The sequence below is a fragment of the Rhizobium sp. Root149 genome (assembly GCF_001427345.1).
GTDB lineage: Bacteria > Pseudomonadota > Alphaproteobacteria > Rhizobiales > Rhizobiaceae > Neorhizobium > Neorhizobium rhizoryzae.
The window spans coordinates 37,814-55,512 of the sequence record NZ_LMGD01000023.1 but is presented as its reverse complement, the minus strand read 5'-3'; the positions used below and the strand labels follow the sequence as shown (position 1 = coordinate 55,512).

At 56.5% G+C, this 17,699-nt stretch carries 16 protein-coding genes and 1 pseudogene; 9 read left to right on the top strand and 8 right to left on the bottom strand.

Annotation, left to right across the window (positions count from 1 at the left end):
- Complete coding sequence (gene pxpB / locus ASD54_RS20145; RefSeq protein WP_062556365.1) at positions 1-1,602, top strand: 5-oxoprolinase subunit PxpB; 1,602 nt, start codon at positions 1-3, stop codon at positions 1,600-1,602.
- Between the two features lie 34 nt (positions 1,603-1,636).
- Positions 1,637-3,370: a biotin carboxylase N-terminal domain-containing protein gene (locus tag ASD54_RS20140; protein ID WP_062556881.1), complete on the top strand. Its 1,734-nt coding sequence runs from the start codon at positions 1,637-1,639 to the stop codon at positions 3,368-3,370.
- A 65-nt stretch (positions 3,371-3,435) separates the two neighbouring features.
- On the opposite strand, the pseudogene ASD54_RS20135 reads toward ASD54_RS20140, so the two are convergent.
- The 3 genes and pseudogenes from ASD54_RS20135 to ASD54_RS20130 all read right to left on the bottom strand — a co-directional run.
- A pseudogene (locus ASD54_RS20135) lies at positions 3,436-4,099 on the bottom strand (formyltetrahydrofolate deformylase); the annotation flags it as partial.
- Between the two features lies 1 nt (position 4,100).
- Positions 4,101-4,418 (bottom strand): ACT domain-containing protein (locus ASD54_RS26725; protein ID WP_280139212.1); only part of this gene is annotated, 318 nt, incomplete at its 3' end.
- Between the two features lie 350 nt (positions 4,419-4,768).
- Positions 4,769-5,200 (bottom strand): organic hydroperoxide resistance protein, encoded by a 432-nt coding sequence (locus ASD54_RS20130; RefSeq protein WP_062556364.1) that lies wholly within the window; start codon positions 5,198-5,200, stop codon positions 4,769-4,771.
- A gap of 127 nt (positions 5,201-5,327) precedes the next feature.
- Between ASD54_RS20130 and ASD54_RS20125 the strand changes: the two genes are divergently transcribed.
- From ASD54_RS20125 to ASD54_RS20105, 6 genes are all read left to right on the top strand, one after another.
- Positions 5,328-5,831: a MarR family transcriptional regulator gene (locus tag ASD54_RS20125; protein ID WP_156379310.1), complete on the top strand. Its 504-nt coding sequence runs from the start codon at positions 5,328-5,330 to the stop codon at positions 5,829-5,831.
- Between the two features lie 18 nt (positions 5,832-5,849).
- A complete protein-coding gene (locus ASD54_RS20120; RefSeq protein ID WP_062556362.1) occupies positions 5,850-6,539 on the top strand; it encodes a 4'-phosphopantetheinyl transferase superfamily protein in 690 nt (229 codons plus the stop codon).
- Between the two features lie 202 nt (positions 6,540-6,741).
- Positions 6,742-6,957, top strand: a complete 216-nt coding sequence (locus tag ASD54_RS20115) for a hypothetical protein (RefSeq protein ID WP_062556361.1) — start codon at positions 6,742-6,744, stop codon at positions 6,955-6,957.
- A 69-nt stretch (positions 6,958-7,026) separates the two neighbouring features.
- Positions 7,027-7,332, top strand: coding sequence for a YkgJ family cysteine cluster protein (locus ASD54_RS26275; RefSeq protein ID WP_082547300.1), 306 nt, complete (start codon positions 7,027-7,029; stop codon positions 7,330-7,332).
- 141 nt (positions 7,333-7,473) lie between these two features.
- Positions 7,474-8,445: an agmatinase gene (gene speB / locus ASD54_RS20110; protein ID WP_062556360.1), complete on the top strand. Its 972-nt coding sequence runs from the start codon at positions 7,474-7,476 to the stop codon at positions 8,443-8,445.
- 170 nt (positions 8,446-8,615) lie between these two features.
- Positions 8,616-8,927 (top strand): hypothetical protein, encoded by a 312-nt coding sequence (locus tag ASD54_RS20105; protein WP_156379309.1) that lies wholly within the window; start codon positions 8,616-8,618, stop codon positions 8,925-8,927.
- A 257-nt stretch (positions 8,928-9,184) separates the two neighbouring features.
- Here ASD54_RS20105 and ASD54_RS20100 read toward each other — a convergent pair whose 3' ends face one another.
- The 4 genes from ASD54_RS20100 to ASD54_RS20085 form a co-directional block, all read right to left on the bottom strand.
- A complete protein-coding gene (locus tag ASD54_RS20100) occupies positions 9,185-10,114 on the bottom strand; it encodes a glutaminase (protein ID WP_062556358.1) in 930 nt (309 codons plus the stop codon).
- 97 nt (positions 10,115-10,211) lie between these two features.
- Positions 10,212-11,684 carry an NAD-dependent succinate-semialdehyde dehydrogenase gene (locus ASD54_RS20095; protein ID WP_062556357.1) on the bottom strand — a complete coding sequence of 491 codons (1,473 nt, stop codon included), beginning with the start codon at positions 11,682-11,684 and terminating at the stop codon, positions 10,212-10,214.
- A 64-nt stretch (positions 11,685-11,748) separates the two neighbouring features.
- Complete coding sequence (locus tag ASD54_RS20090) at positions 11,749-12,666, bottom strand: HD domain-containing phosphohydrolase (RefSeq protein ID WP_062556356.1); 918 nt, start codon at positions 12,664-12,666, stop codon at positions 11,749-11,751.
- Positions 12,667-12,888: 222 nt separating this feature from the next.
- Positions 12,889-15,132 (bottom strand): glycoside hydrolase family 2 TIM barrel-domain containing protein, encoded by a 2,244-nt coding sequence (locus tag ASD54_RS20085; protein WP_062556355.1) that lies wholly within the window; start codon positions 15,130-15,132, stop codon positions 12,889-12,891.
- Between the two features lie 183 nt (positions 15,133-15,315).
- Here ASD54_RS20085 and solA point away from each other — a divergent pair, with 183 nt between their 5' ends.
- Positions 15,316-16,455, top strand: a complete 1,140-nt coding sequence (gene solA / locus ASD54_RS20080) for an N-methyl-L-tryptophan oxidase (protein WP_062556354.1) — start codon at positions 15,316-15,318, stop codon at positions 16,453-16,455.
- Between the two features lie 88 nt (positions 16,456-16,543).
- Here solA and ASD54_RS20075 read toward each other — a convergent pair whose 3' ends face one another.
- Positions 16,544-17,698, bottom strand: coding sequence for a MalY/PatB family protein (locus ASD54_RS20075; protein WP_062556353.1), 1,155 nt, complete (start codon positions 17,696-17,698; stop codon positions 16,544-16,546).
- Position 17,699: the final 1 nt, after the last annotated feature.

The following is a 17,699-nucleotide window of genomic DNA, read 5'->3' as shown; positions in this document are numbered from 1 at the left end:
ATGCGCTTCCTGCCCGTCAGCCTCACCACCCTTTTGGTGGAACTGCAAAATCTGGATGAGACGCTGGCACTCTTCGCGTCCCTGCAGGCCGATCCGGTCGATGGGATCGTGGAGATGGTGCCCGCCGCACGCACCCTCATGGTGCGCTTCCAGCCAGAGGTGATCACCGCGTCTGAACTGGTGGCGATCATTGCCGGACACGATGTTTCGAAGGCTCTATCCGCGTCTGATCAGCGCGTTGAGATCCCTGTCCACTATGATGGTGAGGATCTGGCCGATGTAGCGGAACTGACAGGATTATCGGTGGAGGAGGTCATCCGGCGTCATACGGAAAGCATCTTCACCGTTGCCTTTTGTGGCTTCGCCCCTGGTTTCGGCTATCTGGTCAATGGCGATCCCAAGCTGCATGTGCCGCGCAGAAAAAGCCCGCGCACCCGCATACCTGCCGGTTCTGTGGCGCTTGCGGGCGAATTCTCGGGCGTCTATCCGCAAAACAGTCCCGGCGGCTGGCAAATCATCGGTACGACGCCGGTGAAGATGTGGGATCTGGACCGAAACCCGCCGGCCCTTTTCCAGCCTGGCTATCAGGTGCGATTCATCGATCTGGCGCATGTGCCCGCCAGCTATCATCTGCCGCCAACTCAGCAGATCATGCAGGCACCGGCACGAGATGTCACTGAAGGTGTTGCGCTCAAGGTTCTGGAAGCGCCTATGCCTGCGCTCATTCAGGATCTCGGTCGCTTCGGCCAGACAGGTCAGGGCGTATCCTCCTCTGGTGCTCTCGACCAGGGTGCATTCAAAGCAGCGAACCGCATTGTCGGCAATCCGCTGAACACGCCCTGCCTCGAAGTAACCCTGGGTGGCTTCTGCTTCGAGATCACAGGTCGAACCGTGATGGCCTTGACGGGTGCCTCTTGCCCTCTTCAGATCGAAACACACGACGGCACCTCGATTCCTCACTCAACCTACCAACCAGTTTCATTGGAAGCAGGCGACAAAGTCCGTCTCGGCTTTGCTGTGAGCGGCGCTCGCAGCTATCTCTCCTTTCGAGGCGGTATCGACGCTGCCATGGCTCTCGGGAGTGCGGCGACTGACACGCTTGCGGTCGTCGGGCCGGAAGCGCTTGTTGCCGGAAGCGTGGTCGGCATTGGTGGCGTTGCTGAGCGGCTTCTGCCAGTCAGCCTTGAGGAGCAACCAGCGTTCAAACATCCCATCGCAGGCGAAGAGGTTGTGCTCGACGTCGTCATGGGGCCTCGAACCGATTGGTTTACGCACAAGGGCATCGAAACGCTTTTTAGCCAGAGCTGGACGGTGACGCCGCAGTCTAACCGCGTTGGCGTTCGTCTTGCCGGAGACACCCCGCTTGAACGCATCGATTCCCGAGAACTTCCGAGCGAAGGTACGGCCACAGGTGCCATTCAGGTGCCGCACAGCGGACAACCCGTCCTGTTCCTCGCCGACCACCCGCTGACAGGTGGTTATCCGGTCATCGCAACGGTCGCGGAATATCACCTCGACCTGGCCGGTCAGATGCCCGTGAATGCGAAGGTGCGCTTTCGCCCCATCACCCAATTCAACGAGATTGAACCGGCTGCACGCTGACCAGCAGACCGAAGAAGAACAAGAGGGAACATCCATGAAGAAGGTTCTGATTGCCAATCGTGGCGAGATCGCCGTTCGTGTCATCCGTGCCTGTCGCGATTACGGCTTGAAATCGGTTGCAGTGTACGCCGATCCGGATGTCGATGCATTGTTTGTTCGTCTGGCCGACGAAGCCTATGGGCTCGGCGGCGCTCGTCCAGCAGAGACTTATCTCGATATCGCCAAGCTGATCGAGATTGCGCAACGTGCAGGCGCAGATGCCGTGCATCCCGGCTACGGCTTTCTTTCAGAGCGCGCGGAATTTGCACAGGCCGTGATAGATGCAGGTTTGACCTGGATCGGGCCGGATCCGAACGTCATAGAGGCGCTTGGCGACAAGGTCGAGGCGCGACGCATTGCTCTTTCGGTCGGTGCACCGCTTGTCGCGGGCAGCGATGGCCCGGTGGAAACTGCAGCGGAAGTGCTGGCTTTCGCCCGCGAGCACGGGCTGCCGCTGGCAATCAAGGCTGCTCATGGCGGCGGCGGGCGAGGCTTGAAGGTTGTGTGGAAGATGGAGGACGTGGCAGAGGCCTTCGAATCTGCCGTCCGCGAAGCCAAGGCTGCTTTCGGTCGTGGCGAGTGCTTCCTCGAACGCTTTCTGGATCGACCACGCCATATCGAGGCACAGGTAATCGCTGACAAGCACGGCAATGTTCTGGTCGTCGGTACTCGCGATTGCTCCCTCCAGCGCCGCAACCAGAAACTCGTGGAAGAGGCTCCGGCTCCCTTCCTCACCGATACACAACGGCAGAGCATTCATCATGCTGCAAAGCGCATCTGCGCGGCGGCAGGCTACTCAGGTGCAGGAACGGTTGAATTCCTTCTTGGTGTTGACGGAACGATTTCGTTTCTGGAGGTCAATACGCGTCTTCAGGTCGAGCATCCGGTGACGGAGGAAACGGCGGGCATCGACCTCGTGATTGAACAGTTCCGCATCGCGGAAGGCAAGCCGCTGGAAGTGACAGAAACGCCTGCTCCACGCGGTCACGCAATTGAGTTCCGCATCAATGCCGAGGATCCAGGGCGCGGCTTTTTGCCGACGCCGGGCACGATCACCCGCTTCGAAGGACCTTCGGGGCCGGGCGTCCGGCTGGACACCGGCGTCGTTTCAGGCTCCACCGTACCGGGAACGTTCGACTCGCTGACCTCAAAATTGATTGTGACCGGGGCAACGCGCGAACAGGCGATCGCGCGTGCTCGGCGCGCACTGGATGAGTTCGTCATTGAAGGTGTTGCGACGGTGCTGCCCTTCCACCGCGCCGTGCTGAAGGAAGACGATTTCATCGGCACTGACGGCTTCAAGGTTCACACGCGCTGGATCGAGACGGATTTCGCCGATCGCCTGGAACAGGCCGCAAGACCTGAGCCTGCGACAACGGAGGGTCTGGTCCGCACCGCTGTGGAGATTGATGGCAAGCGTGTGATGCTGGGCATCCCGCAGGCGCTGCTCGGCGGCCTGGCGGGACTTTCGGGAGTAGGTTCCAAAAGTGCCGCAGCTTCAGTGGATACCGTTGATCCCCTGGCGATGATCGCGCCGATTTCCGGCACGCTGCAAAGCTTCAAGGTTGAGGATGGCGCCACAGTCCAAGAGGGTGATCTGATCGCCGTCATGGAAGCGATGAAGATGGAAACGCAAGTTATTGCAAAGCGCAGCGGCGTCTTGAATTTCACCGCCAATCAGGGCGATTACCTGCAAAGCGGATCCGAGATCGCGCGGTTCCAGCCGTAGAAACCAATAAAGTACGACACCAAATATCGCCCCGTTCGCCAATGTCGAACGGGGCGTTTTCTTGATCACCCCATTCGCTCGGAAGCGTAAGATCCGGGGCTGGGTGGGAAGACGATTGTGCGATTGCCGTTGATGAAGGTGCGATGATGGATATGCGCGTGAATGGCGCGCGCCAGCACCTGTGCTTCCACATCGCGACCGAGAGAAACATAATCGTCCGGCGACTGGGCATGCGTCACACGCACGGTGTCCTGCTCGATGATCGGGCCTTCATCAAGATCTGCTGTCACGTAGTGCGCCGTCGCGCCGATCAGCTTCACGCCGCGCTGATAGGCCTGCTTGTAGGGGTTGGCTCCCTTGAAGCTCGGCAGGAAGGAATGGTGGATGTTGATGATGCGGCCGGACATCTTCTTGCACAGATCATCGGACAGAACCTGCATGTAGCGGGCCAGCACGACAAGTTCCGTGCCCGTCTGCTCGACCACATCCATCAACTGCGCTTCCGCCTGCGGCTTGTTTTCCTTCGTCACCTTGATGTGGTGGAAGGGAATATCATGGTTCACGACGACCTTCTGGTAGTCGAAGTGGTTGGAAACCACGCCGACGATATCGATTGGCAGCGCGCCGATCTTCCAGCGATAGAGCAGATCGTTCAGGCAATGACCGAAACGCGAGACCATCAGCAGCACTTTCATGCGCTCGGCGGAGTCATGGATATCGGCCTGCATCNCTTCCAGCGATAGAGCAGATCGTTCAGGCAATGACCGAAACGCGAGACCATCAGCAGCACTTTCATGCGCTCGGCGGAGTCATGGATATCGGCCTGCATCGAAAATTTCTGTGAGATCGGTGCCAATCCTTCCATGAGTGCATCACGCCCGATGCCCTCTTCCGAAATGAAGGAGATGCGCATGAAGAAACGCCCGGTATCGAAATCATCGAACTGCGAGCTATCGACGATGTTGCAACCCTTTTCCGCCAGGTAACCCGAAAGTGCAGCCACGATGCCGCGGGCGGTGGGGCAGGTTACAGTCAGGACGAAATTCATCGGCTCATTTTCCTTCAGACACAGTTCGTTGCGGCGACCGGGCTTGCGACCACGGTCGGGGCTCTGCTTTTGGCGCGGGAACGCCTCGTTGTCGAGACATCCTTTATGATCGACAGTAGCGAGGCTGTTAATTAACTCTTGCTCATCACTCCGAAACCGGCTGGCGCACGAGTTCGGAGGCAAGTTCATGGTAGTGCGCAGGCGCAGGCCGCCTTGTCTTGATACCGTCGGTTAAAGCCGCAAACGCGATAGAAAGAGCGTAGCTTCCTGTTCAAACGCGCGTGAAAAAAGGGACGGCCGGCCATCCCGCGACGACCGGCCTTCCAATGTCTTCCAAAAATTCCTGGATGTCAGGTGCGGACCTTTGTCGGCACGTCGACGCTTGCCTTGATGGCATTGGAGTACGGGCAGATGCCGTGGGTGACTTCGATCAGCTTCTGGGCCTCATCTTCAGCCATGCCTGGCAGGTAGACGTCCAGTTCAGCCGTGATGCCAAACCCGCCTTCAGAGCGCGGGCCAATCCCCACGGTTGCGTTTACTGTAGAACCTTCCGGAACCTTGGTCTTCAGCTGCTGCGCGCCGACGCGCAGGGCACCCAGGAAGCATGCGGAGTAACCCAAAGCAAAAAGCTTTTCCGGGTTTGCACCCTCACCGCCCGGTCCACCCAATTCCTTCGGAACGACCAGTTGCAGTTCCATGGAACCATCGTCCAACTTGGTCTTACCATCACGGCCACCGCCGGAAGCCGTTGCAGAGGTCTTGTACTTTGCGTCGACAGACATAGGTCTTCTCCTTGGGTTGTGTGGCCACCGCTTCAGTGATCCACAATTCAATTGTGCACAATATGTATCGGTGAAACCTGTTCGTCAATAGCTTGCAATCAGATTGCGCACAATATATATTCAGATCATGAAAAAAGCCGAACCAACCAGTGATGTCGCTTTGGACCAAATGCTCTGCTTTGCAGTCTACAAAGCGGAGCAAGCGTTCAACCGTGTCTACAGGGCGGCTTTGGAACCTCTTGGCCTTACCTATCCGCAGTTTTTGACAATGCGTCTTCTGTGGAGGTCCGGGTCGTCATCGGTGGGAGAGATCTCCGAGCAGTTGGGCCTCGACTCCGGTACAATTACCCCACTCATCAAACGCCTTACCAATATGGGGTTGGTTCGCAAGGAGCGCCGCGCCGACGACGAACGTCGTGTCGATATCCACCTGACCCAGGCGGGTCGCGAGCTTGAAGCAAAGTCCGGAGAGGTTCTACGCTGTATCGGACAAGCGCTTCAAATGGATCTGCAGCAGGCAAATGTGACATTGCAAACAATAAATCACCTGACGAGCAACCTGACGCGAGCGGCAAACGTCCGAACGACAGGCACGGATGGAGATTCAGCACCGCATGCTTCCATCGTATAGCGTGAACTAGGAAGAGCAATGGTGCCTGCATTCGAGTTTACAGAGGTCCATCTACCAGGACTTGCTCCCGGCATGCTGGGGATCGGAACCCGTTACCAACCCATGGGCGAACCGGTGCTGGAGGCAGCCGGCATCCAGTTGCCACCAGCTCTTGCGACCGCTGTACCAAGCCGGCAACTCGAATATCTTGCGGGTCGCGCGTGCGCGGTTGAAGCCTGCCGCAGATTGGGTCTGGATGCCACGCCCGCGACAACCGGCCTCCATCGAGAGCCGATCTGGCCCACGGGCGTTGTCGGCAGCATCACGCACAGCCATGGAGAGGCAATGGCGGTGATTTCGCCTTCCTTCGCCTGCCGCAGTCTTGGTGTCGATATCGAACATATCGTCGATTTGCAGAAGGCAGAAGATCTCTTCAGTGTCATTGCGGACCCGGCAGAGGCAGATGTTCTGAAGGATCTGATAGGCAATAATCTCGCACTGATCTTTACCCTGATTTTCTGTGCGAAAGAGGCGATCTTCAAAGCCACCTGGCCCTTCGTTCGTCGTTTCATCGATTTCGATGAAGTGAAATTGGTCGCTGCCAAGTCTGGCTCGCTGACATTTGCCGCAGATGCGCCTCTTGCATCGCAACTCGCTTCTCCAGGATTACCGCCGGTCACGTTCGCCGCAGCCACGTCATCAATAACAACGCTTTGCATCTACCGATGACAAAGCTTCCACATGAATAGTGCTCCTGAAAATGTACTCGTACAGTATTCAACCTTGTATGTGCACCGGTTTCTGTTAGGTTGAAGCAATCTTTCATGGGTGCATGATTGTTCAATCGATCCGTGAGATCGTATTTTGAACGGAAGAATTTTCCTTCAGGTTTCATTCAGACGCTATTCTGCGACAATCTTCGAGGACTGATATGACTCAAAACTTCAGCAAATCTCGCCAAGAGGCCGAGATTGCCTTTACGAATATTCAAACAAGAACAGCCTTACCAGACAGCGCCACCGAGGAGATTGACCTTCTGGACAGGCAGCGTCAGGAAAAGACCGAGCGTCTGCGGCAGGCCCGGCTTGGGCGAGAGCAGGAGGCGGCAGCATTTGGTAAATCTGGCGCCCGCAAGCGACTGAAATGACGGGCTGCAGCGAGCCTTGTTATCCCTTGTGCTACACTCATCTGCAGTGAATTCGATCGGTGGATTACCATGAGCGGCCTTAAAGGCGCAGATTGCCAAACCTGCGGTGCATGTTGCGCCTATTCATCAGACTGGCCACGCTTCACTATGGAAAGCGAAGATGCTCTGGAGAAGATCCCTCCACATCTCGTGGCCGGGGATCTGAGTGGCATGCGCTGCGACGGTCAACGTTGTTCAGCGCTAGACGGCCAGATCGGCGTGGCGACACGCTGCACGATCTATGAGGTAAGACCCCAGGTCTGCCGTGAATGTCAGCCTAATGACGAGGAATGCCTGACGGCTCGTTGGGCTTACGGCCTTGGGCGCTCTGACTGAGACCGTCATTTCACGCTATGATTTGAAACCGTATTATTCGACCAGCCGTTTCCCATTCGGGAAAAAGGGCTCTACAGTCTCTTCGCCTGTGGTCGTGTCGGCCATGCATAGTCAGACCCACGAGCGAAGGGCCACCACATCATGACGGACAAGTTTCATCAGCCTGTCGATGCGGCGCAGGTGCCGCGATTTGCAGGACACGCGACGTTCATGCGGCTGCCGGCTGTAGCAGACGCCGAAGGTCTCGATATCGCACTTGTCGGCATCCCGTGGGACGGCGGAACAACAAACCGTGCTGGCGCACGCCATGGACCGCGCGAGGTCCGAAATTATTCAAGCCTCATGCGCAGCGCGCATCACATGTTCGGAACTGAGCCCTACAAGGTTGCCAATATCGCAGATGTCGGCGACGTTGCCGTCAATCCCATTGATCTGATGGATGGTCTTCGACTGATCGAAAACGGGATCTCCGCCATCGTGGAAAAAGGCGCCCTGCCGCTCGCCGTTGGCGGGGATCATCTAACCACCTTGCCCGTACTGCGCGCAGTCGCGAAGAATGGCCCCGTGGGTCTCATTCATTTCGATGCTCATTCCGACACGAACGACACCTATTTCGGCGATAATCGCTATACGCACGGAACTCCGTTTCGACGCGCGATCGAAGAGGGGCTGCTGGATCCAGCCCGCATGGTGCAGATCGGTATTCGGGGTTCGGTTTACGGTTCTGACGAGCATGCTTGGGCACTGAAGCAGGGTGTTCGTATCATTTACATGGAAGAGTTCGTTGCCCGCGGCGCTCTTGAGGTCATGGAGGAGGCGCGCGCCATCGTTGGCGGCCATGCGACCTATGTGACCTTCGATATCGACTCTATCGATCCATCCATGGCTCCCGGCACCGGAACCCCCGAGATTGGCGGGTTTACGACCCGTGAAGCCCAGCAACTTCTGCGTATGCTGGATGGCCTCAATCTGGTAGGCGCAGATGTGGTGGAAGTCGCCCCGCCCTTCGACTTGAACGGTATGACATCGATCGTCGGTGCAACCGTCATGTTCGAGTTGCTTTGCATTCTCGCAAGACAGATCGAGCGGCAAAAAAACCGCATTGCCCGGTGAATGGCGATACAACAGAGATAGACTGCGGTTGACGATCAACATCTTGAACGCGGCCTTGGACAATCCCATATCTTCGTCAACCCGCTGGTCCGGGCCCCTCTGGTGAAGGTTACGGCGCCTTCACGATGTCGGACCCTTTTGAGTTCGATGCCGGATTGGAGGATTTCAGCATGCTTGCAGATATTGCCGCCTGGTTCATTACGCTTTTTCTCATTAACCCGCTTCAAGCTGAAGCCCAGGAACAACTGCAGAGAGCGAACGCGTCCGCACAGACCGTGCAGCAGTTTCGCCAGTGTATTGCGAGCGAGGGTCCGCGCCTGATCGAACGCGCCACCAACGAGCCTGCCTGGGCCATCGCCGCAGGGACAGGCCTTATGATTGGCTGGTCGTCTCCGCTGGAATACATTGACCGGAACAATGAAAACTGTGCCTCGGTCGTGCGCTTGCTGCAGGGTGGCGAGGGCAACACTGTTGAAAGCTGATAGTCGTTTCTGAAACAAAAAAGAGAGGAGCGTAGCAGTGCTCCTCTCTTCGCCGCATCTCCCAGGAATGGGAAGAATGGTCAAAAGCCTTAGACGCCTGACGCTCAGTATGCGTCCGTCAAACCAGCATGGACAGAAATGGATTTAGGTTGCCCCCCGATGGCCACACCCTGCTAAAGGCGCAAATGGTGCAGACACCGAAGAAGACAAGGGCAATTCATTTCGCTCTTTGAATATTTATCTGAGCGAGGGGCGGATCACCCGCCAAATACCGACCAGCCCGTTTTGTTGGCCAGCATTTCCAGAGCTAAGGAACCAACCAGCGAGTTTCCATTCTGATTGAGACCGGGCGACCAGACAGCGACCGAAGCCTTGCCGGGGGCCACTGCCATGATGCCGCCGCCAACGCCGCTCTTGCCGGGCAAGCCTACGTGATAGGCAAAATCGCCGGAGCCATCATAATGGCCGCATGTCAGCATCAACGCGTTGATGCGACGAGCACGCTGGCTGGACACGACCGTATGACCTGTGATCGGGTTTTTGCCGTTGGCTGCCAGAAAGAGGCCTGCGCGCGCAAGCTGGGTGCAGCTCATTGCGAGCGCACATTGGTGAAAGTAGACGCCCAGCACGTGATCCACTGGATGCTGCAGCTTTCCATAGGACTTCATGAAATTTGCGAGCGCCATGTTGCGAAAACCTGTCGCTGCCTCAGACCGGGCAACCTCCGGATCGATCGCGATTGTCGGATCGTCTGCAAGATACTGAACAAAACGAACGATCTCGCCAATTGCCTCGCGTGGCGTGTGGCCAGCAAGTACGGAATCCGAAATGACGATTGCACCGGCATTGATGAAGGGATTGCGCGGCTTGCCGTGCTCATGTTCCAGCTGGACAATGGAGTTGAAGGCAGAGCCTGAAGGTTCGCGACCGACCCGGTTCCACGTTGTTTCGCCATGCTTGCCCAGTGCCAAAGTCAGAGTGAAGACCTTGGACACGCTCTGAATGGAGAAGGCTTCGTCGCAATCGCCAGTCTTGTAGACGTTGCCGTTGAGGTCAATGACAGCGATGCCGAACTTGTTCGGGTCGACACGCGCAAGCGATGGGATGTAGTCAGCCACCTTGCCTTCGCCGGTCCGCGGCTTCAACGTATGATGGATCTCTTCGACCAAAGCCTGTAGGTCCGCCATTCTTTCCCGTCGCTCCGATGATTGTCTGTGTCACCTCTATGCGCAAAGAAGGTGAAACTCGCAAGCGGTCTCACCTCCGCCAGAGCGCGGCTTGGCGTCACAAACCGCCGAGGCAAATGTATTTCATTTCGAGATAATCTTCCAAACCGTGCCGCGAGCCCTCTCGGCCGATGCCGGATTGCTTCATTCCACCAAAAGGTGCCGCCTCGGAGGACATCCGGCCCGTATTGACGCCCACCATTCCATATTCGAGGGCTTCGGCAACGCGCCAAACCCGCTTCATGTTCGAAGCATAGAAGTAGGCTGCCAGGCCGTAGATCGTGTCATTCGCCTCACGAATAACCTCGTCGGCATCGTCAAAGCGAATGATGGGGGCCAGAGGACCGAAGGTCTCTTCCTGAGCAAGCTTCATCGTCTTGCTGACATTGGTGATGACCGTTGGCTGGAAGAAAGTTCCGTCATTGCCGCACTGCCTGCCGCCGCAACGAACCTGTGCGCCTTGCGCCAATGCATCATCGATGTGTTGTTTCATCTTGAACAACGCACGCTCATCAATAAGAGGGCCGACCGTCGTCGCTGAATCGAAGCCGTCTCCCACGACAAGCGACTGGACGCGATGCGCAAATTTTTCGGCGAACTCATCGTAGACGGCTGCCTGAACGTAAAGACGATTGGCGGAGACGCAGGTCTGGCCCGCATTTCGAAACTTTGCCTGTATCGCGCCATCGACAGCCTCATCGATATCCGCGTCATCGAAAACGATGAATGGAGCATTTCCTCCCAATTCGAAGCTGATCCGCTTGATCTGATCCGAACACTGGCGCATCAGAATGCGGCCCACCTCTGTCGAGCCGGTGAAGCTGATCTTGCGGACCTTCGCATTGGTGCAAAGCTCGGTGCCGACTGCTTCACCTTCCGCAGCATACACGAGGTTGACGACGCCTTCGGGGAAACCGGCCAGACGCGTGAGCGCGAACATGGCACCCGCAACAAGCGGCGTCTGTTCGGCTGGTTTGATGATGACTGTACATCCCGCTGCCAGCGCTGGAGAGATCTTGCGCGCAACCATGGACGCCGGAAAATTCCAGGGTGTGATGGCACCAACAATGCCAACCGGTTGCTTGATCACCAGCATTCGCCGGTCGTTTGAAGGGGCGGAAATCGTCTCTCCGTAGATGCGGTTTGCCTCTTCCGCATACCACTGCAGATAGGCCGCCGCATGGGCCACCTCCGATTTGGCTTCTGCCAAAGGCTTTCCCATCTCTGCTGTCAGGATCGCGGCAAGATCGTCGCTATGGTGCAGGATTAGACGATGCCAGTTCCAGAGAATGTTGGATCGTTCGCGCGCGGTCAGACCGGCCCATTTTTCCTGCGCGGCTTCCGCCCGGTCGATAGCGATACGCACCTCTTCCACGCCCATGTCCGGCAATTCGGCCAGCAATTCGCCTGTCGACGGATTGAAGACCTTGAAACGCTTGAGAGTCGAAAGCTCCCCAGATGGCAATTCGGCGAGTGCCTCGAAAAGGGCGGGTTCTTTGAGATGCTTGAGCAAGGCGGAAGTAATGGTCACGGCGAAGTCTCCTTGCCGCCTTCTACTCCGTGGAACTGGCCGGAGCCAGTTCTTTTCGTAGCATTCAATCCACCACAGCTTCCATCAACCGATGAATAATCTTGCGGTCGAATTGTTCGTTTCGCTCATACATCCAGTCCAACGCTTCCTTCGACGTCCAGGGCTTCTTGTATGGTCGGGTAGATGTCAGCGCATCATAGACATCACACACTGTGCCAATACGAACGGCAAGGCTGATTTCTGATGCCTTCAAGGCTCTTGGATAACCCTTGCCGTCCAGAGTTTCGTGATGGTTTCGGCAAACCTCCAGGATAAGTTCGCACTCTATGCCGTTCTTGCGCAGAATATCGTAACCAACGTCCGGGTGCGATTGGATGATCCGCCGCTCTTCGGGAGTCAGCGCGCCGCTCTTGCCAAGGATCTGGTTTGGCGTGAAAAGCTTGCCTATGTCGTGCAGCAAGCCAGCCATGCCGAGTTCGAGGATCGTTTGCTCCTTCAGACGCAGCAATTGACCGATGCGCATCATGAGCGTGCTGACGCTGAGACAATGCAGATAGGTGGCTGTATCCTTCTTGCGCAACCGTGTCATCTGGATCAGCGCTGACGTCGAGCGGGTAGCCACCTCCTCCAGCGTACGGACGACCCCGCGCGTCTTTTCCAGATCAAATTCCTTGCCAGCAACCAGTTGATCAAAAACGGAATAAACATCATTGATGCCCTGCATCAGGGCAGTCGCAACAATCTGGCTCTCGACAAGCTTCTCCTTCGCTTCGCTGAGCGAATCCTTCGGCTTGGTCTCCGGTTTGGCACAACCAAGCGTCGTGTTGATCAGAACAGAAGCGGCTGATGTCAGGCGGATGGCATCAAGGTCCTCTTTCTCCCGAAGAAGAAAACGCTTTTTATTGAACTCAGCGTCGGGACATTCCACAGCCTCCACATACATGCCCTGGCAGAGCGAATGCTTCGAAATGCGAACCAGCATGGCGTTCCTACGCAGACAAGAGATGGGCCTGTATTGGAAGGAACTTAGTTACAAATATCTAATTCATTACTGATGAAATCCGTAAAATTGCCGCTACAGCAATAAAACTGTCTCAAGAATAGCCGATATACTCTCAATTTTCAGGTGGGAGACACGAACTCATCTGGAGAGTGACCGCCGCAGGGATGAGGCGGTCACGGGTACAATACGGACAAGCGGGGTTCAGGAAACAGTGATCTCGATCTTTTCTGCCTGGAACCCGCTGCCATATGCAGTTAAAGTCATGACGCCTGAACTCTCACCCGCTTCAACATAGACGCCGACAACGCCACCCTTGAAGCTGACGAGGCTTCCACCAATCAAGCGGCCTGAACCTTCAAGAGCAAGCGTGACAGGTTCGTTGAAGAACGGCATCACATTTCCGGCTTGATCAAGAGCTCGCAGGATAACGCGCGTCGTATCCTTGCAACCTTTTTCCAACAGGTCAGCATCGGCAACCATTTCGAGGTTCGTCGGCACCGGATCTGCTGGCATGAAGATTGATTTCACCGCCACGCCATCGAGATAACCGATGATCGTTCCGTCTCGCCAGGTCATGCCCCATTCACCGAATTCTTCCGGTGTCACCATATGGCGTTCCAGAATGCAGGGCGGATGATCGAGATGCGGGTAGGTCACTCTATCCGGCTCGATGCGCTTGGTCACATTGCCGATCTTCACCTCAACATAGTCACAGTTGGTCAGAACGATCAGCGGAAGGACCCCGCCGATGTTGCGCTCTCCACGCGCCCAGAACGTGACCGGTTGAAGCACCACTCCGTCGCTCGGCGACCCTTGGGATGCATAGACCGCGGCAGCGAACTTGGGTTCGCGATAGATATCGAGGACCCCATGGTAGCAGATGCGGTCACCGGATCCGAAATCCTTGTGCGTGTTGTAGTCGGCCATGCACCATCCGATGCAGCCAGACGTTGATGGCGTGCCGGCTGAAGCGTTGAGAATGGCAAGATGCCGGCTGACATGTTCCAGTTGGCGCTGTTCTTGATCGAAACGCTTGGTGGGATACATATGCCCGCCATATTCGGTCACAAGATATGGCACCTTGCGGTCGAGTCCGGTGACTTCCTGTTGATCCTTCAGGATGATCCGATCGCGATTGTGCCCCGGCAATTCTTCCATGCCGAGAATGAAGTCATTCATCGTGAAGACGTCTTCCAGCATTTCGCTTTCAGGAATGTAACGTACGCCGCCGGTCTGCCGAGTGGGATCCAACTCCCTCGCCACGCGATTCGTCTCGACGTAGAAGTCATGGTCGTCCTTGCTCTCATTGATCCGGACGCCCCAAATGATGATGGATGGATGGTTCCAGTCGCGTTCGATCATGCGGCGCACGTTGCGAACGGACTCCGCCTTCCAGCCTTCACCCCCGATGTGCTGCCAACCGGGAATTTCTTCAAACACCAGCAAGCCGATTTCATCACAGCGGTTGAGGAAATACGGCGACTGCGGATAGTGTGACGTCCGCACGATATTGCAGCGCAAATCGTGTTTCAGTATGTCGGCGTCCTTTTCCTGGCCACGCTGGCCCATGGCATAGCCAAGATGTGCCCAGGACTGGTGGCGGTTCAGGCCGCGCAATTTGACGACCCGACCGTTGAGTTTGAAGCCATCCGTGGTGAATTCCGCTGTCCGGAAACCGAAACGGTGAGCGCTCGTATCCCGCCCGGATGGAGCATCCAGCTCAAGTTCGAGCGTATAGAGGCGAGGATCATCAATGTCCCACAACTGAATATTTCGAAGTCCTGAGAGCTCGATTTCGACAGTTTCCGCGGCAATGGACACGCGATTGCGGGCGATCGTTTTACCATCACTCCCCTTTAGCGTGACGCCGATTTCTCCATTGATGCTCAAGCCTTGCGGGTTCGAGAGGGCAACCCGTGCCTTGATTGTCTTTTCCTCGGCCAAGGCATCCGGCGTTTCAATCTTGACGAGCCCGACAGAGACCGGAGCGGTGGCCTTCAACCAGACATCGCGGTAGATGCCTGCATAGGTCAGATAATCGATGACACCCCCGAATGGCGGAATCTCAGGGTTCTCAGACCCATCCACCCTGACCGTGATCAGATTTGAACCCTTGTTGAGATGGGGCGTCAGCCTTGCCTCAAACGGTGTATACCCATCCTTGTGTGAAACGACCTCGGTGCCATTTACGAACACGACGGCATCGGCCATGGCCCCGTCAAAAACCAAAATGATTTCCCTTCCCTCGAAGACATCACGCCAGGCAAGGCTCGTCTGATATGTGAATGCTCTCTGGTAGCATTTCTCATCAAAGTAATTGTAGGGAAGCTCTACCGCAGTATGGGGAAGCGAAATGCTGTCGCCATTCACCTCCTCGGCAATCCAGCCCGCGTCGAAACCGTGCTTGAATGTCCAGCCCGAATTGAACCGCTCCCACATACGCATTGAACCCTCCAGATATTTATCGATTGGCAGTCCGAGCGGAATCGATCAGACCTTGATACCTTGCGCATTGTGATAATAAGCAGCATCGGGTGGCGCAAGGCACTTGTATGATCACCTGACCTCTTGCCATCCATACGTCCTGGATTGCGGGTATAGCGGTCAATAGCGAGCAAGGAGAAACCTATGAGCCAGAGCTTCGATGTCGCAGTGATCGGACTGGGCGCTATGGGTAGCGCAGCTCTGGCGGAGCTGGCAGAACGCGGCTTCAAGGTCATCGGTTTCGAACGGCATTACCCGGCGCATCCTCTGGGATCGTCACATGGTGACAGCCGAATGATCCGCCTCGCCTATTTCGAAGACCCGTCTTATGTCCCAATTCTTCAGAGAGCCTATGCCAAGTGGCGCGAACTGGAGCAGCGATCCGGACAGGAAGTCCTTTCCGTAACGGGCGTGCTCCAGATCGGACTGCCCGATAGTGACCTGCTTCGCGGTGTACTTGCCTCCTGCGCGCTGCACGGATTGAGCCATGAAGTGCTGGATGCGTCCAGTACAATGGCCCGTTTCCCGGCCTTTTCCCTCGACCCTGATGAAATGGCAATCCTTGATCCCGAGGGAGGCTTCGTAAGGCCTGAGATAGCCATCTCGCTTCAGGTCAAGCGGGCTGCAGCGGCAGGCGCAGTGATGCATTTTGGGGAGACAATCACTCACATCGATCCGGGCCAGGGCGGCGTCTCGGTTGTTTCGAACCACGGCAGATATTTCGCGAAAAAGGTCATCGTGGCCACCGGCGCCTGGATCAACCAACTCGTTCCCCGGTTACAAGGGAAGGCAAAGCCGATCCGCCAGGTGGTTGCCTGGTATCATCCGAAGCAGGCGCTCAACGCACAACAGGGAAGAATGCCCGGATTCATCCGCGACGAAGGTCCCAATGGCGCGTTCTTCGGCTTTCCAGCCATCGGTTCCGACGGCGTGAAGATTGGACGTCATCTTCATTTCAATCAGCCTCTTGACCCGGACGAGCCGAATGCACCCGTCGACGATGAGGATTTTACGCTTCTGGATCAATTCGCACACCATCGGCTACCGACGGTCGCGAGCTTCCGGCACAAGGCCATTACCTGTCGCTATACGATGATGCCGAACGAGAATTTCCTGATCGACTTCCTGCCGGGCACGGATGACATTATCATCTGCTCTGCTTGCTCGGGTCATGGTTTCAAGTTCGCCAGCGTCATCGGAGAAATTCTTGCCGATCTGGCAGAGAAGAGCACCACCGACCTGCCGATCGGTTTATTCGCCTTTGACCGTCATTTTCCGGGCTGATCGTCTGGGGCCTGGTTTAGCGGAACCTGTAAAGATTGAGGCTTACCCGCTCGTCGAGCGAGCAACCCTCAAACAAAGCTGTGTTTTCTTATATCCGCGATTCAAGGGCCGCCGTCATTCGGTCAAGCCCCTCCACCAGAAGCGAGCGGGGGCAACCGAAATTGAGACGGATGAAATTGCCGTAGGCGGCACCGAAGTCAGACCCGGCACTAAATGCGACCTTGCCGCGGTTGAGGAAAAAGGCCTGCGGCGGCTCCGGTAGATCCAGCGCGCTGCAATCCAGCCAGGCAAGATAGGTACTTTGCGCGGGAACGATACGAATTTTCGGAAACCGCCGCGCAATCTCGGACTGCAAGTAATCCCGGTTGCCTTCCAGATAGCTCAGAAGAGCCTCGCGCCACTCACTTGCCGACATATAGGCGGCATGGGCTGCTTCAAGACCGAAGAGATTGACACTGTCGACCAGACCAAGACGGGACGCGTTGAAGCGCTGGCGCAACTGCGGATTCGTGACGATTGCAAATGCCGCCTTCAGTCCCGCAATGTTATAGGTCTTGCTTGCCGACATGAGCGTGATCGTACGATCCGCGATCTCTGCAGACAGCGAAGCGATGGGAATATGGCGGCGACCATCGAGTAGAAGCTCACAATGGATCTCGTCGGAGATCACCAGAACATCATGGCGAATGGCAGATTGTGCGATGTGGCCGAGCTCTTCGCGGGTGAAAACCTTACCCGTTGGATTATGCGGATTGCAGAAAAGAAATACCCTTGAACGCCCCATCCCTTCGTCCAGAGCGTCTGCGTCGATGGAATAGCCGTCGTTACTTTCTCTCAGCGGGACCTCGATGCTTTGTAGTCCCCAATGTCGGTGAGCGGTCAGAATGGGGTTGTAGACAGGTGTCTGGATCAAGAGCCCGTCATCTGGTTTGGTCTCTGACTTGAGCGCCATGTTGAAGCCTGGCTCGACGCCAGGGAGGAAAACGATGTCGTCCGGGCTGATCGTCCAACCATACTTCTTCTGCATATCATCGACGATCTGTGTCCGCAGACTGTCCTGAGGCAGACAATAGCCGAAGACGCCGTGCTCGACGCGGTGACGAAGCGCCTCGATCACCGATGGCGGTGCGGCGAAGTCCATATCCGCCACCCACATCGGCAATATGTCCGACGGATAGGCACCCCATTTCTTGGCGTCTGTACCGAGGCGGGTAACAACAGTGTCGAAATCAAATGAAGTCATG

Bases quoted from the DNA above. Each gene is read 5' to 3' on its own strand.
- pxpB (WP_062556365.1), top strand. From the start codon at position 1: ATGCGCTTCCTGCCCGTCAGCCTCACCACCCTTTTGGTGGAACTGCAA.
- ASD54_RS20140 (WP_062556881.1), top strand. From the start codon at position 1,637: ATGAAGAAGGTTCTGATTGCCAATCGTGGCGAGATCGCCGTTCGTGTC.
- ASD54_RS20130 (WP_062556364.1), bottom strand. From the start codon at position 5,200: ATGTCTGTCGACGCAAAGTACAAGACCTCTGCAACGGCTTCCGGCGGT.
- ASD54_RS20125 (WP_156379310.1), top strand. From the start codon at position 5,328: ATGAAAAAAGCCGAACCAACCAGTGATGTCGCTTTGGACCAAATGCTC.
- ASD54_RS20120 (WP_062556362.1), top strand. From the start codon at position 5,850: ATGGTGCCTGCATTCGAGTTTACAGAGGTCCATCTACCAGGACTTGCT.
- ASD54_RS20115 (WP_062556361.1), top strand. From the start codon at position 6,742: ATGACTCAAAACTTCAGCAAATCTCGCCAAGAGGCCGAGATTGCCTTT.
- ASD54_RS26275 (WP_082547300.1), top strand. From the start codon at position 7,027: ATGAGCGGCCTTAAAGGCGCAGATTGCCAAACCTGCGGTGCATGTTGC.
- speB (WP_062556360.1), top strand. From the start codon at position 7,474: ATGACGGACAAGTTTCATCAGCCTGTCGATGCGGCGCAGGTGCCGCGA.
- ASD54_RS20105 (WP_156379309.1), top strand. From the start codon at position 8,616: ATGCTTGCAGATATTGCCGCCTGGTTCATTACGCTTTTTCTCATTAAC.
- ASD54_RS20100 (WP_062556358.1), bottom strand. From the start codon at position 10,114: ATGGCGGACCTACAGGCTTTGGTCGAAGAGATCCATCATACGTTGAAG.
- ASD54_RS20090 (WP_062556356.1), bottom strand. From the start codon at position 12,666: ATGCTGGTTCGCATTTCGAAGCATTCGCTCTGCCAGGGCATGTATGTG.
- ASD54_RS20085 (WP_062556355.1), bottom strand. From the start codon at position 15,132: ATGCGTATGTGGGAGCGGTTCAATTCGGGCTGGACATTCAAGCACGGT.
- solA (WP_062556354.1), top strand. From the start codon at position 15,316: ATGAGCCAGAGCTTCGATGTCGCAGTGATCGGACTGGGCGCTATGGGT.
- ASD54_RS20075 (WP_062556353.1), bottom strand. From the start codon at position 17,698: ATGACTTCATTTGATTTCGACACTGTTGTTACCCGCCTCGGTACAGAC.